Origin of the sequence: Leptothoe spongobia TAU-MAC 1115 (genome assembly GCF_018739885.1) — a bacterium.
GTDB lineage: Bacteria > Cyanobacteriota > Cyanobacteriia > Phormidesmidales > Phormidesmidaceae > Leptothoe > Leptothoe spongobia.
The window spans coordinates 81,935-95,967 of sequence record NZ_JADOES010000004.1 but is presented as its reverse complement, the minus strand read 5'-3'; the positions used below and the strand labels follow the sequence as shown (position 1 = coordinate 95,967).

The window sequence follows — 14,033 nt, the reverse complement described above, 5'->3', positions numbered from 1 at the left end:
ATTAATTAAAGGTATAGCTGTGGAGGGGATATCAAACTTGCCAAAATGGCATTTATTTTTGCTACGTGGGGATGGACAATCCCATAGAGGCAATCCCTGAACGTACTGAGTTATTCCTAATAGCGTTAAGTTGGGGTTACGGCGGGGTCGATTATATAGATCCTGAACTATGTCTTACAGAAGTTTTTGAGCGTATAATCTAAATTATGAGATAGTTTGCTGACATGTTCTGACTAATTTCTGACGACTACTTTTAAATTCCTAGGAACCGGATTCCTTAGCCAATGGCTGTAGCTTCCAGGTGTGGTCTTCGGCCAGCCTTAGTATAGAGCTGTGATAATCTTCTAAAGATTTCCGATGACCAACACTGAGGTAAGCGGTTTTGGTTGCGGCCAGATGATCATAGAGTTGTTTCTCATTATCTCGATCAAGGGCGCTGGTGGCCTCATCCAGAACGGTATATGTAGGCTCGTGCAACAGCACACGGGCAAAGCTCAACCGCTGTTGTTCGCCCAGGGACAATACATCACTCCATTCTTCTTCGGCATCAAAGCCACCAAAGCGTTCGTCTAAATCAGGCAGGTTGACTTGTTTTAGGGCCGCTTTGAGCTGCGTGTCGTTAATCTCGATGTCGGGGTAAGGATAAAGCAGCTGCTGGCGAAGACTGCCCAGGATCATGTAGGGTTTCTGGGGTAGAAATAGCAGGTGCTCTAGATCGGGACGTTGGATGGTGCCGGTGCCAGAATTCCAGAGACCTGCGATCGCACGCATCAATGAACTCTTACCACAGCCACTGGGACCCACCACCAGCAAGGAACTTTGAGCATCGAGTTCCAGGGATAGCGCTTCAATCAACGTACGCTGATAGTTGGGCGTTTGCAGGGTTACATTATCTAGAGTTAGCTTTGATGACGCTTCAAACCCAATGACAGGATGGCCAGATTTTTTCTCCTGACGTTGAGTAGTCACATCGTCTGCTAAACCCTCTGACGATTCAACATGCCCCAGGGAGGTGGCAAAGTCATAGAGACGGTCAATTCCAGCACCAAAGGCACTGAGGGATTGAAAACGGGCAACAATCAGATTGAGAGAAAAGAAAACCCGGATAAATGCCCCCTGAGCTTCACTTACTTTTCCCACCTCCACATCGCCACTGAAAATACCAGGAGCAACCACCAGAGCCGGGAGAATAAAAGGAATAAATTCGTAAGCATTCGTTAAACCATTGAGACCCAGCTCCCAGCCCAGTAGACGCTTATAGTTGTCAAAAGCGGCCATAAAGCGGTTATTGACCTGGGTTGATTCTTGGGCCTCCCCCTGGTAGAAAGCGATGGCTTCAGCATTCTCCCGCACGCGGACGAGGCTAAAGCGAAAGTTAGCCTCTCGTTTTAATTGCTCAAAGTTTAGACGGACAAGGGGTTGACCAAAAACACCGACCGTGGCGAGAGTACCGATAATGGCGTAGCCCAGGAGAAAAAGGACCAGTTCACGAGAAATACCTAAAAGGACACCGCTAAAAGCAATAATTTCTAAAACTGAGTCGGATAGGACAAGGGCTAGAGTAAGAGATTCTTGGGTGAAGTTTTTGACGTCCTCGGCAATCCGCTGGTCGGGGTTATCGATATCGGTACGAAACTGGTTGATCTGGTAAAAGGCACGATCAGCAAAGTAGCGTTGGACAAAGTCGGTGGTGAGCCAGCGCCGCCAGGCCAGACCGAGGCGATCTCGCAGATAGGTGTACCCCGCCAGCAACGGGGCGTAGATGACGAGAACACCAATAAAGATAATGACCGTTTGCCAGAAACGGGATTCGTTTTTGGCAGAGAGGGCTGAGATCAGTTCGCCGCGCTGATTATTTAAGACGACGCTGAGACCGGTGTAGGCGAGTAGAAGGATAACAATCAGGAGGAGCAGGCCACGGGCTTTCCATTTTTCGTTGCTGAACCAGTAGGTTTTGGCAATAGTCCAGAAGCGCTGGAAGATTTGAAAGTTGAAACGTTGCATCCAGATAGCGAAAATTGCGGTCGTTGAGCAGGGACAAGTACTCAAACATATTTCAATCAAAAATGACAGAAATTAACGAATCAGAATAATTGACACCAACAAGAAAATGCAAATTCTGCCTGAACTTTTACTATCAGGGCAGCAAAGACAATAATGTTCAAGGCCATTAACATTAGAATCGTGTGGATTTGCTCACTCTCTAGTCCATCTATGTGCATTGCGATACTCCTATCCGCGTAGTAGGTTGCGGTTAACACGTCTTTAAGGCTTTAAACTCTCGATGATATGGCCTATGGATAACGGCTAATTTTGAAATCGGTAGGGGCTAATATCAAACGACATATCGTCAAAGTGCACAGATAAAAACTAATTCAAACAAACATTTATAAAAATAGGCATGACTGACACTGCAAAGCATTGATCACTAGCGAGCGAAAATCACTTCTGAAGTGTAGCTTAAGCAACCAATATATGGAGGATTGTGAGCAAGTCTTAAGCCTTGCTTGTATCCATGATTTTGGAGATCTGGCTGCGATCGCTATTGCAGCGTTATTCCCAGGGCCTGTTCCACTGTAGCTTGCTAGTATTGGCCCATCCGCTTCTAGTTTTGCACTATAGATTCTGCAGCTGGTAATGAAATCAGTATATGCCTGTCAACCATTCCCAAATAAATTTCATAAATCTTTGTACTTAGCGGGTCCCACCCCCCGTGATGCCAAAATCTCTTCCTGGAGACCGCAAGCCTTAGATATTCTGACCTCGCTTGGCTATGATGGCGTCGTCTTCATTCCAGAAGCTCAGGATGGCCAGCGCCGGAGTGACTACGATCAGCAAATGACCTGGGAGCTAGACGCCATGCGGCACTCCGATGTCATTCTATTTTGGATTCCAGCAGAGAAAGACACGATGCCCGCGAATACTACGCGAGTTGAACTTGGGCTCCAGATCCACAGCGGTAAAGTCATCCTGGGAATACCCGCAGGCGCTTACAAAACGCGTTACATCGAAACGTTAGCTCGACAATATAACATAGCCACCCATAACACCCTGGAAGCAACCCTGAAAACAGCTTGCCAACGATTAGGAACCGGTGCTCAAAGAGCCGCTGCTGAGTGTCTCATTCCATTAGACATCTGGCGCACGGAACATTTGCAACGATGGTATCAATCACAAACCTCAGCAGGCCATATCCTTGAGGACATACCCAATATAGAATGGGTGCTGCGAGTGGGTCCCAACAAGTCCTTTCCACTGTTGTTGGCTATCCATGTTGCGATGCGCGTCAAGGGAGAAAATCGAATCAAATCAAACGAAACTGTCATTATCAGACCTAGCGTGGCAACGGTATGCGCCTATTGTGCAGGCACAACCAGAGCACAAGATCGTTTTATTTTAGTCAAAGAATACAGAACACCCGTTATAAACGAACAAGGGTTTGTATTTGAACTGCCAGGGGGATCTTCCTTTAAGCCTGGTATCGATCCCTTATCTCTAGCGATGAAGGAGCTAAAAGAAGAAACTGGGATTTCGATTTCTCGGGAGCGATTTCGCATTGTAGGAGAGCATCAGCTCGCTGCAACTCTAGTGGCGAGTAAAGCCTTATTATTGGCGGTGGAGCTTGACTCCTCCGAAATAGATGACCTTGCCGCCAAACAGGGACAAATGCATGGTAATCGTGCTGAAACTGAGCAAACGTACTTATATGTAAAGACCAGACAGCAAATCATAGAGGAAAACTTAGTCGATTATGTGACGTTAGGTCAAATTTCGTTAATAGATTGTAGTCGATGAGTTACACAACTAATCAATCTCGGACCGACGTCATTAATCCGATATCATTCCAGAAAATCTCTAAGTCAGCTCTGTTGTTATGGATAAATTAGCTTATCAAGAAACACATGGTTAAGTTATTCTCGATTAAACTACTGGTTCTGCTTTTAATGCTAGGGGCTTCACCCAGCTATGGTCAGTCAACGGCGATCGACACAAGTAACCCCATCGTTGAGGAACTGACATTGTTAGCAAAAAGTGATGCTAACAACAACATTGATCGAAGGAGTCAGTTTGTCATTCAACTATATGAGAATAACTCAGTAGGGTTGACGGCTCAAGATATCAGGAGCATTTATGATGAGGCCTTTAGTCGTCAAGCCAAACAGAATCAGCAACAGACACAGACGCGTCAAACTGTTATCGGACTATTAGCGCTCCTGGCCATAGGTGCTGGCGCTTTCCTGTTTGCCAAGAGAAATATTCTAAAAGTTAAGACCGTCAAAGCAAAAGTGCCTTGGGTCGGTGAGGTTGAGTTTGAAACAGTTCAAAGCGCACGAAATGCAGCCTGGAAACTTTATGTTGAGATGAGAACACGAATCGTGACTCAACAACTGGATGATGATCAAGGACTGCTGCGTGAAGCATTGGATTCTCTGTATGCATTATTTGGACTTACCAGGGGGATACTGAAGGATGCCGGGCCTGATGTGGGAGCATCGCCAAAAAAGTCGGTGGGTGATATCGCAATTACTTTCTTGAATGAAGGCATCCGCCCGTTTACAGCTACATGGCACCCAAAATTGAGAGCTTGGGAAGCCAAGTGTCCAGAGGGGCGAAGTGCTAAGGAACATGAGGACCAATGGCCTGAGGCCAGCCAAATGCGTCAAGAGTTAAGGCAACTCAACCAAGAATTAACTAAATTCGCCAATGCCTTAGCCAGGATTGCGGGGGTCCCGTTGCTGAGTACTGAGACTCAAGCCCAGGACTAGCCCTCACTAAAAAGACGTTTACTCCCAACCATGCAACCCTTGAATCTTACGTCCTATCCCTACCCATCCTCTCGTCCTGTCATGCTGGGAAAACGGGGAGCTGTGGCAACTTCTCAGCCGCTAGCAACAACAACGGGAGCAGAAATTTTGCTAGCAGGTGGCAATGCTGTGGATGCTGCGATCGCAATGGCCATTGATCTCACCATCGTTGAACCCACCTCCAACGGCTTGGGTTCAGATGCCTTTGCATTGGTATGGGACGACAAACTCCACGGCCTGAATGCATCGGGCAAAAGTCCCCAGGCCCTCTCACCAGACCTGTGGGCAACCATGGCGCAACTACCCTTGCACGGTTGGTTAGCAGCCACGGTACCAGGGGCTGTTTCGGCCTGGCAAACCCTATGGAGACGCTGGGGGCAACTACCCTTTGAACGCTTATTTGAACCGGCCATTCGTCACGCAGAAGATGGCTTTCCGGTCTCACCCATTACGGCCCGTAGCTGGCAGCAGCAGGTAAAAAACTACTCGTCGTTAACCGGTGAGTTACACCAACCCTTTCTAGAAGTATTCTTTCCAGGTAATCGGGCTCCTCGGGCTGGCGAAATCTGGCGCTGTCCAGACCAGGCAGCCACCCTGCGAGAATTAGCGGCAACAGAAGGAGAGAGTTTTTATCAAGGTAAATTAGCGGAACAATTTGTTGCCTTTTCAGAGAAAACTGGTGGTGTATTTACGCTGGATGATTTGCAACGCCATCAAGCAGAGTGGGTGACGCCAATTTCCACCACCTATAGGGGGATGACGGTATCGGAGCTGCCGCCCAATGGTCAAGGGATTGCGGCCTTAATGGCCCTGAATATAGTTGAGGGATTCGACCTGACAGCCCAACCCAGGGACTCAGTGGCTAATTATCACCAACAGATTGAGGCGATGAAGTTGGCATTTGCGGATGCCCATCGGTATGTGGCAGATCCGAGAACGATGGATGTAACGACGGCGGAGTTGTTGGATAAGACCTATGGGGCCCGTCGTCGGGAGCTGATTGGCGATCGCGCTATGCCGTTGGCTGAGCCAGGATTACCCAAGGGGGGTACGGTGTATTTGGCGGCAGCGGATGATCAGCTGATGGTGTCGTTTATTCAGTCAAATTTTATGGGGTTTGGCAGTGGGATTGTGATTCCGGGTACGGGGATCGCGGTGCAAAATCGGGGGGCTGGGTTTGTGGTAGATGCGGAACATCCGAATGCGATCGCGCCTGGGAAACGTCCCTTCCATACGATTATTCCTGGCTTTTTGAGTCGTGATGGACAACCGTTAGGGCCGTTTGGGGTGATGGGGGCGTCGATGCAGCCCCAGGGGCATTTGCAGGTAGTTTCGAATTTGGTGGACCATGGGTTAAATCCGCAGGCGGCTTTGGATGCGCCCCGCTGGCGGTTTGATCAGGGTAATCGGGTGTTTTTGGAACAGACAGTACCGCGACATGTGGTGTTGGGGTTAAGTGATCTTGGTCATGCTGTGCAGGTTGTAGCGGAGCCGGGGATGTTTGGGAAGGGGCAGGTGATTTTGCGGTTGGAGAATGGGGTGCTGGTGGCGGGATCGGAGCCGCGAGCAGATGGAATAGCCATTGTTTTGTAAATTTTGTTTTGTGGTTTTTGTGAGCCGGAGTAGAACGGGTAGTGCCAAAATTTACACTACTGAAGTTAAATTACTGAAATTTATGTGCTCAAGTTTCGCTAGACTATCGGCATTTGAGCACTTAGCGTAGAATTTGCATACAGTATATTGATGTAAATCACAGATAGAATAGATGCAAGTCATATTGCAATCCAACCCAATATGCATTTGCCTCCGACACTCACTATTCCCAAACGTTGCATCTGCTCAAATCAACCAAAGCTATATTTCTCTATTGACTGATTAAATGCACGGCAAAATAGACATATTGTGGCTGGTGTGCAGCGCTGGCCTGGTTTTTTTAATGCAAGCAGGGTTTCTATGTCTAGAAGCCGGGGCAACTCGTCGTAAAAATAGCATTAATGTTGTTATTAAAAATATTGCTGATCTCAGTGTCTCAGTCCTCATTTTCTGGACCATTGGTTATGGTCTTATGTTTGGCCAATCCTACGGTGGATGGTTAGGTAACAATAGTTACTGGCCACCCCTAGAACAATTATCTGCCTGGTTTAATGCATTTTTCCTCTTCCAGGCCATGTTTTGTAGCACAGCCGTAACCATTTTGTCGGGAGCAGCCGCTGAACGGATCAGTTTCAAAGGTTACGTTGCTATCTCCGTAATTATTTCAGGTCTGATCTATCCCCTATTTGGCCACTGGAGCTGGAATGGATTGTTTCAGGGGGAAATGCTGGGATGGCTAGGACAGCAAGGCTTTGTTGATTTTGCAGGTTCCACCGTGGTGCACAGTGTAGGGGGGTGGAGTGCCCTGGCAACTATTTTATTTATTGGTCCCCGTTTAGGCCGGTTTTCGAAAAAGCGATCGCACCAGAGTATCTCAGGCTCCGACTTTCCCCTTTCATTTCTCGGCACAATGCTGCTCTGGTTTGGCTGGTTCGGCTTCAATGGGGGCAGCGCCTTGGCGTTGAATGATAATGTTCCCAACATTTTGACCCATACCCTATTAGCCGGGGCTGCTGGCATCGTTACCCCAATACTCATAGCTCTCATTCGCCAAAAAACCCTGACCGTTAGCACAACCATGAACGGAGCCCTGGCAGGGCTAGTCGCAATTACAGCCAACTGTCACGCTGTATCCACAGCTGAATCCCTCCTGATTGGCGGCATCGGCAGCTTGTGCATGTTATGGCTAACTAACCTAATGGAGCACTGGCATATTGATGACGCCGTTGGTGCAATTCCCGTGCATCTAGGGGCCGGCATATGGGGCACCTTAGCCGTTGCTATTTTTGCAGATCCGGCAATTCTCAACACAGGTCTTAGCCCGCTAGCACAGCTTAAAGTTCAAGCCTCTGGCATTCTGACCTGTGGCCTCTGGAGCTTTACAGCAACACTATTGGCCCTGGTACTTCTGGATCGTTGCTTTGCCCTCAGGGTTACGCCTCGGCAAGAGTATGTGGGACTTAATATCACTGAACATCAGGCCAGAAACCCATTGCAAGATTTTTACACCACCATCAGTCACCATGCCCGCACCGGTAAACGAACACGGCGCATACCGGTCGATACCTTTTATGAAGAAGGGCAATTGTCCCAATGGTATTTTCAGGTAATCACAACATTAGAAAAAGCAGTTGAAAAAACAGAAGCAATTTTTGAAACAGCGGGTGAAGGGATTTTATCAGTTTCTGTTGATCAGCTCCTGATTCAAACCACAAACCCTTCAGTTGAGCGCATCTTTGGCAACTCCAAGTCAGAGATGGTCGGACACAATTTTTCACACTTTATCTATTTGGAAAACTGTGACTGGAACAATAAAGTAATCTGTCTCAAACGTTTACTGAAGCTAACTAGCGAAAGTCAACAACCCCATGAAATCTTAGGAAGACATATTGAAGGGCATTTATTTCCCCTTGAAATAACCGTTACCCAGACACAGGTTTTTGACGATCTTTTTTATACCATCATGATTCGTGACATCACAGCACGAAAGGTAGCCGAGGCTGAACTACGCCGTTCTGAACAACGCGAACGCAATAAGACTATCGAACTAACTAAAACCCTCAATACACTGAAACAAACCCAGGCCCAGTTAGTACATAGTGAGAAAATGGCAGGCTTGGGGCAATTGGTCGCTGGCATGGCCCACGAGATTAATAATCCGGCGACCTTCATTCAGGGTAATCTATCCCATGCCGCTGACTATGCTCAGAACTTGATCCAGTTGGTGTCCCTTTATCGCCAGGGATACCAAACTTTACCGCCCCAGGCCCAGGCTCAACTACAGACTCAATCTGTTATTGACGATCAAGAAATCGATTTTTTGCTAGATGATTTTCCAAAGCTAATTGATTCTATGCAAGTTGGTGCAGAACGTATTGGTAGCATTATCAAATCACTGCAAACCTTTGCACATCAAGACAAAGCAGATCTTAAAGCAGTCGATCTCCATGTGGGGTTAGAAAATGCACTACTGCTTTTAACCCATCGCCTGGACTCAGCCCATACCCCCGTTGTCATCGAACGCCACTATGGACAACTACCTAAAGTGCCATGCTATGCCAGAAGTTTAAACCAAGCATTTCTCAATGTTTTGACCAATGCGGTGGATGCCGTAACGATGCATGCCTGTGAGCAACCTAAAATTGCGATCGCAACCCACGCTACCGATCAAATTGTCACCATTACTATAAAGAACAACGGACCAGGCATTCCTCCAGAAATTAAATCCAATATCTTTAACCCATTTTTTACCACCAAACCCGTCGGTGAAGGGACTGGCTTAAGTCTAGCGACAACCCATCAAATTATCGTCAAACAGCATCACGGTAAGATTTATACCACAACAGGAAAGGAAACCACCTTTGTCATCGAGATTCCGTTGCCTGCTTCAACTGTTTAGACCGAATGCCCAGCAATACCTCGCCGACCACTAGTGCAATTATTTTGAGCCATACTTCGGCCAGCCTCTTGTGCAAGGGGTTTCGATGGTGTGTCAATAGTTTTGTGGTGGTTCAGAGGCGTGGGTAATGGTGAGAAGGATTGGTTGGGGTTTTCTTGCTTGGTAGGGTCGGAGAGGAGTTTAAAGGTGTTGCTTGGGGTCCCTTCGAGTTCCCTTTCCGGAAGCATTCAGGTTCTGAAGGTGAGGCATAATGGGGTTTCCCATGGGCAGGGCGGGATGCCGCCCTACAACCCTCATAAAAATAGTAACGTTATCTCAAATGGCGTGAAGAGGAGGTGGTCGGTGACGTGAGTTTTAATTTTCTGTGACGTGTCACAGAAAATTAAAAAAGCATCAGTACTCGATTCTCAGGTAGGTAATTCTTTCTGGAGAGACTTAGTAAAAGGGCAATGAGATCACTTCCCTTTTACGGTGTGGAGCGAACGCGGAGCAGCGTAACCGCCCCACCGAGCACCTAAAATCGCCTAAAAGGGATAAGACACCAATTTTTGCAGGGGGTGTGGGGGCGTTAAGGCCCCCACGAACAGGAGGGGTTCGGGGAGGAAAGCCCTGAGCAACCCACCTCGCTATTAACCAGTAAGCTTGAAGTAACACTATCAGCCAACCCACCCCATCGCCCCTCCCTGGAGAGAAAAAAGTTATCCCTTCCTCCACGAGGGCATGAGAGTTTGATCCCCATGGATAAAACCGCTTTTAAGTAGGTTATCCAAATTAGGCTCCATATACCGAGGCACCCTTCAATGGAAGCAACTAAGTCTTCCAAAGTAGGCAAATTGGGGGTTTGGGGGCATATCCTAAGAGGTTAAACAGTTTATTCGTATTTTATAAAAGATTATGCTGACCTACTTATGTGAGAACCTCAATCTGATAGCGATAACCTTGTTCAGTCAAAAACAACTGTCGATGTTGAGCAAAGTCTTCTTCACAGGTGCGTGACGATACCAGCGTATAAAACTGAGCATTGTTGCCTGTCTGTTTAGGGCGGAGTATCCGCCCCAAGCGCTGCGCTTCTTCCTGGCGTGAGCCATATTTACCCGATACCTGGATCAACACATCTGCATCGGGTAGATCCAGGGCAAAATTTCCCACCCGCGATAGCACCAGGCCAGAAACATCTCCCTGGCGAAAAGCACCATAGATTTTCTCCCGATCTGCTTGACTGGTTGTACCCGTAATCAAGGGAAAATCTACCAGGGCAGCAATGGATTTAAGCTGACTAATATACTCACCAATAATCAGAATCCGATGACCCGCCTCTTTTTCCAGGAGAGTCTTGACCACCTCCAACTTACGTGGATTTTCCGCAGCAATGCGAAACTGTTGCCGTCTAGGAGCCATGGCATAGTCCATCTGCCAATCCTCCGGCTGAGGAATTCGAATCTCAGTACAGTGGGCTGTGGCAATAAAGCCCTGAGTTTCCAGATCGCGCCAGGGCACATCGTAGCGTTTGGGACCAATCAGAGAAAACACGTCTCCTTCATGGCCATCTTCTCGAATCAGAGTGGCGGTCAGACCTAAACGCCGACGGGCCTGAAGGGTGGCAGTAATCCGAAAAACAGGGGCCGGTAGCAGGTGCACCTCATCGTAGATAATCAATCCCCAGTCCTGCTGATCAAATAGACCCAAATGGCGAAACTCTTCGTCCTTATGGGCACGGTAGGTGAGAATTTGGTAAGTGGCTAAGGTAACTGGTCCCGTTGCCTTCCGGTCACCGCTATATTCGGCGATATGGTCCTCCGTTAGGCTGGTTTTATCCAACAGTTCCCGTCGCCATTGGCGCACCGATGTGAGATTACTGGTGAGAATCAGGGTGTGTTGTTGGATCTCTGCCATGGTTGCCATACCTACCATGGTTTTACCAGCACCACAGGGTAAGACGATCACACCGCTGCCACCCTTGGCATGGCCCGACTGATAAAATAGATCAGCTGCTTTTTGTTGATAAGATCGTAAACTAAACGGCTGACCGGAGAGAGTTTTTTCTCTCAGGGACAGGGTAAGGGCATCACCGGTCACATACCCAGCCAGGTCTTCTGCCGGGTAACCAGCTGCCAGTAGAGCCTGCTTGAGACTACCGCGATGGGCTAGGGCGATCGCAAACTCAATCCCCGAAAACCGTTCACCCAATAGCGGACCCACCTGTTCATGACGCTGCAGTTGTTCTGCCAGGGCCTCATCCACCACCATCAATACCAGTCCCTGCTCTCGATGCTGTCGCAGCACTGCCAACCCATAGCGCTGCCCCATGGTCTCCAGTTCCTGAGCCACGGACTCCGGCATGGGATACTTGGCATTTTCCTCCAGGGCCGCCACCATATCGGTTACGGCCATACCCGCTGCCCGTGCATTCCAAATGCTTAGCGGACTGAGTTGATAAGTGTGAATATGTTCAGGACTTTTGACCAGTTCAGCAAAGGGTGCGATCGCAACTTGAGCCTGCTCCGCATTAGCCGCATGCACATCTAGCAGAACGGTGCGATCGCTTTGAATAATTAACGCATTATCAGGCGAATAGCTCATCCCATCTCCCGTTCACCCTATCTCCTTGTCTCCTCTATAAACGATGAATTAGGAACGAGGAACGATGAATTAAATTCCGCCTTCATCCTTCATCCTTCATCCTTTCTCCACCTCACCCCAACGGCAACGTATACCCCACCTTCCGCAACGCCGTCCGAAATCTCGTCTCCTTCTCCGTCGGTACCACCAGGTGACAGTCCCCCGCCAAATAACAAAACTTTTTCGTCCGCGAGTCATTGGCAATTAAGGCAGCCAGGGTCTTATCCTTACACTCGATCAATCGTGCCAAACCCCGATCTTGCACACTCGTGGTCCGCTCTAGACAATCCTCAAAAAACTGTTGCACCGTATTCGGTAGTCCATCAGCGCTGGCCTCCGTTAAAAAGGTTTGAAATTCTGTCAGGGAATGCCCGTCGGCTGCCGCCTTTAGCGCCGTCTCCCGGTCCAGCTTCCAAACCGCATCTGACGTTTGTTGGGTGAACGTATCCATGATCATCGACTCGGTCGGCTGTAGCGGTTGTCCCGTCAGCACAATATCCAGATTGGGTAAGACCCGCAGTGTTGTATCGGTGGTCAATTCTGGAGCCGTGTAGTCCGTCGTCAGACCCAGACAAAATGCCCCCAAGGGCGTCAGCCGTAGCGCTAGCAATCCATCGTATCGACTTAAAAAACTGAGATCATCCCCTCCCCAAAAATTACTCAACTCATCCTGAGGAGCATCGGAGGGCGGCACATAGGCAATGTCCACCAATCCCAGCGTGGCCACATACTCAAACAAAAAACAGCGTGTGTAGACTGTTTCCAAAATGCTCCAGTACCCACCCGCATCGTATAGGCGGCCATAGTTTGAGTCGCTAATGTATAGATGCTCAGGGTAACGACTCACCTCAAATGTTTGGCTGCTGGCCACCAGATAGTCTTGTAGATCGTCATAGGTCACCCATTTTCCCACCGGGCAATCCATTAACCCTTGGACAATCACACTGCGCCGTCCCGCCACTGCCGTTAGACCTCGTTTACCTTTACCCGTTTGGCCTTTAATGTTGTCTACCCGCCGCAGCTCATCCAGGATGGTGGTTTTAAGCCATTTCTTCCATAGGGTTTTCAATGTCTTTTCAGGAGACGCTGTCAGGGCCTTTTGGCCTGCCTTGCTGAGCTTGAGTTTTTTGCCTTCCAGGATGGTCAAGCCTGATGCCTGTAGCAGCATCGTCCAGGCCAGGGGTTTAATGGTGCCAATGGGGTCTAGGTAATCCAGATCGGGTTCTGCATCGGCTTCGGTGTAGTAGTCTTCTCCCTGGATTACACTAGCCATGGCTTTTAGGGTGGCCTTGGTGGGCATCAGGGTTTTGTCGCTGACGCTGACCTTACCCAGGTTTACTAATCGCAGTACGGCTTGTAAGTCTTGTTGGGCCAGCCGTTCTGTTTCACACAGGCGGACTTCCACGTCTCTTTCCTGGGAGACCGGGCGACGATTTTTATAATCGTAGTAGTTGTCAACGACCTTGAAACCACTGGGGGGATGCTCCAGAGTATTTAAGGCTAATGGTTTTGGTTCTGGTACGTAGGCTTGCAGTTCAAGCTGCATAGTGATGGGCATATGGAGACCACTGCCATAGGTCCCTGTCGGTAGGAAAAATAGCTGTAATAGCGACGGTTCTGCTCGATAGCTGTAGGAGCCATAGGTACCCCAGCTGGGTTTTTGGCCATATTTGGCGATAAATGGCCCAGCTGCATAGGTGCCGTTGGTGACATGCACGGCTTCTGCGACGACGGCCTGTTGGATTTCGTCCAGGCCTTGCCATAGTTTTTTGAGGGATTTGCCGGTTAGTTGGGTTGCAATCGCGGCAACTAGGTCTGCTTTGCGGGTGGCTTTAACGGACTTGGGCAAGAGGGGCAGCAGTTTTTTGAGTTGGTCCACTGTGACAAAGGATAACCCTTCGTCTACGGTGGTTAGCAGGGATATGTCTGAGGTTCTTGCCATGGGTCAACAGGTTGGACATGCAGTAACGGCCAATGCAGCCGTCACTATAGTATGTTAGCGGTCCATCTATCTGACCACCCCATACTCCTTCCCAAAATGAAGATACAGAACGTAAATCACTCAAATGTATTAAAACCACTAAAAATAACCCACTACCCAATGCCAAATGCCAATT

At 48.6% G+C, this 14,033-nt stretch carries 7 protein-coding genes; 4 read left to right on the top strand and 3 right to left on the bottom strand.

The window, feature by feature from the left end; genetic code table 11:
- Window positions 1-261 precede the first annotated feature (261 nt).
- The gene (locus IXB50_RS03245; protein WP_215607500.1) at window positions 262-2,004 is read right to left on the bottom strand and encodes an ABC transporter ATP-binding protein/permease; all 1,743 of its coding nucleotides are present in this window, start codon (window positions 2,002-2,004) and stop codon (window positions 262-264) included.
- A 684-nt stretch (window positions 2,005-2,688) separates the two neighbouring features.
- Here IXB50_RS03245 and IXB50_RS03240 point away from each other — a divergent pair.
- The 4 genes from IXB50_RS03240 to amt all read left to right on the top strand — a co-directional run bounded on the left by IXB50_RS03240 (window position 2,689) and on the right by amt (window position 9,297).
- Window positions 2,689-3,795 carry a nucleoside 2-deoxyribosyltransferase domain-containing protein gene (locus IXB50_RS03240; protein WP_215607499.1) on the top strand — a complete coding sequence of 369 codons (1,107 nt, stop codon included), beginning with the start codon at window positions 2,689-2,691 and terminating at the stop codon, window positions 3,793-3,795.
- 107 nt (window positions 3,796-3,902) lie between these two features.
- Window positions 3,903-4,766 carry a hypothetical protein gene (locus IXB50_RS21965; RefSeq protein ID WP_246564060.1) on the top strand — a complete coding sequence of 288 codons (864 nt, stop codon included), beginning with the start codon at window positions 3,903-3,905 and terminating at the stop codon, window positions 4,764-4,766.
- A 30-nt stretch (window positions 4,767-4,796) separates the two neighbouring features.
- Entirely contained in the window at window positions 4,797-6,398 is a 1,602-nt protein-coding gene (locus IXB50_RS03230) for a gamma-glutamyltransferase family protein (protein WP_215607498.1), read from the top strand.
- Window positions 6,399-6,684: 286 nt separating this feature from the next.
- Window positions 6,685-9,297, top strand: coding sequence for an ammonium transporter (gene amt / locus IXB50_RS03225; protein ID WP_215607497.1), 2,613 nt, complete (start codon window positions 6,685-6,687; stop codon window positions 9,295-9,297).
- 906 nt (window positions 9,298-10,203) lie between these two features.
- Here amt and IXB50_RS03220 read toward each other — a convergent pair.
- Window positions 10,204-11,877 carry a DNA repair helicase XPB gene (locus IXB50_RS03220; RefSeq protein ID WP_215607496.1) on the bottom strand — a complete coding sequence of 558 codons (1,674 nt, stop codon included), beginning with the start codon at window positions 11,875-11,877 and terminating at the stop codon, window positions 10,204-10,206.
- Window positions 11,878-11,989: 112 nt separating this feature from the next.
- Window positions 11,990-13,858 (bottom strand): hypothetical protein, encoded by a 1,869-nt coding sequence (locus IXB50_RS03215; RefSeq protein ID WP_215607495.1) that lies wholly within the window; start codon window positions 13,856-13,858, stop codon window positions 11,990-11,992.
- Window positions 13,859-14,033 lie beyond the last annotated feature (175 nt).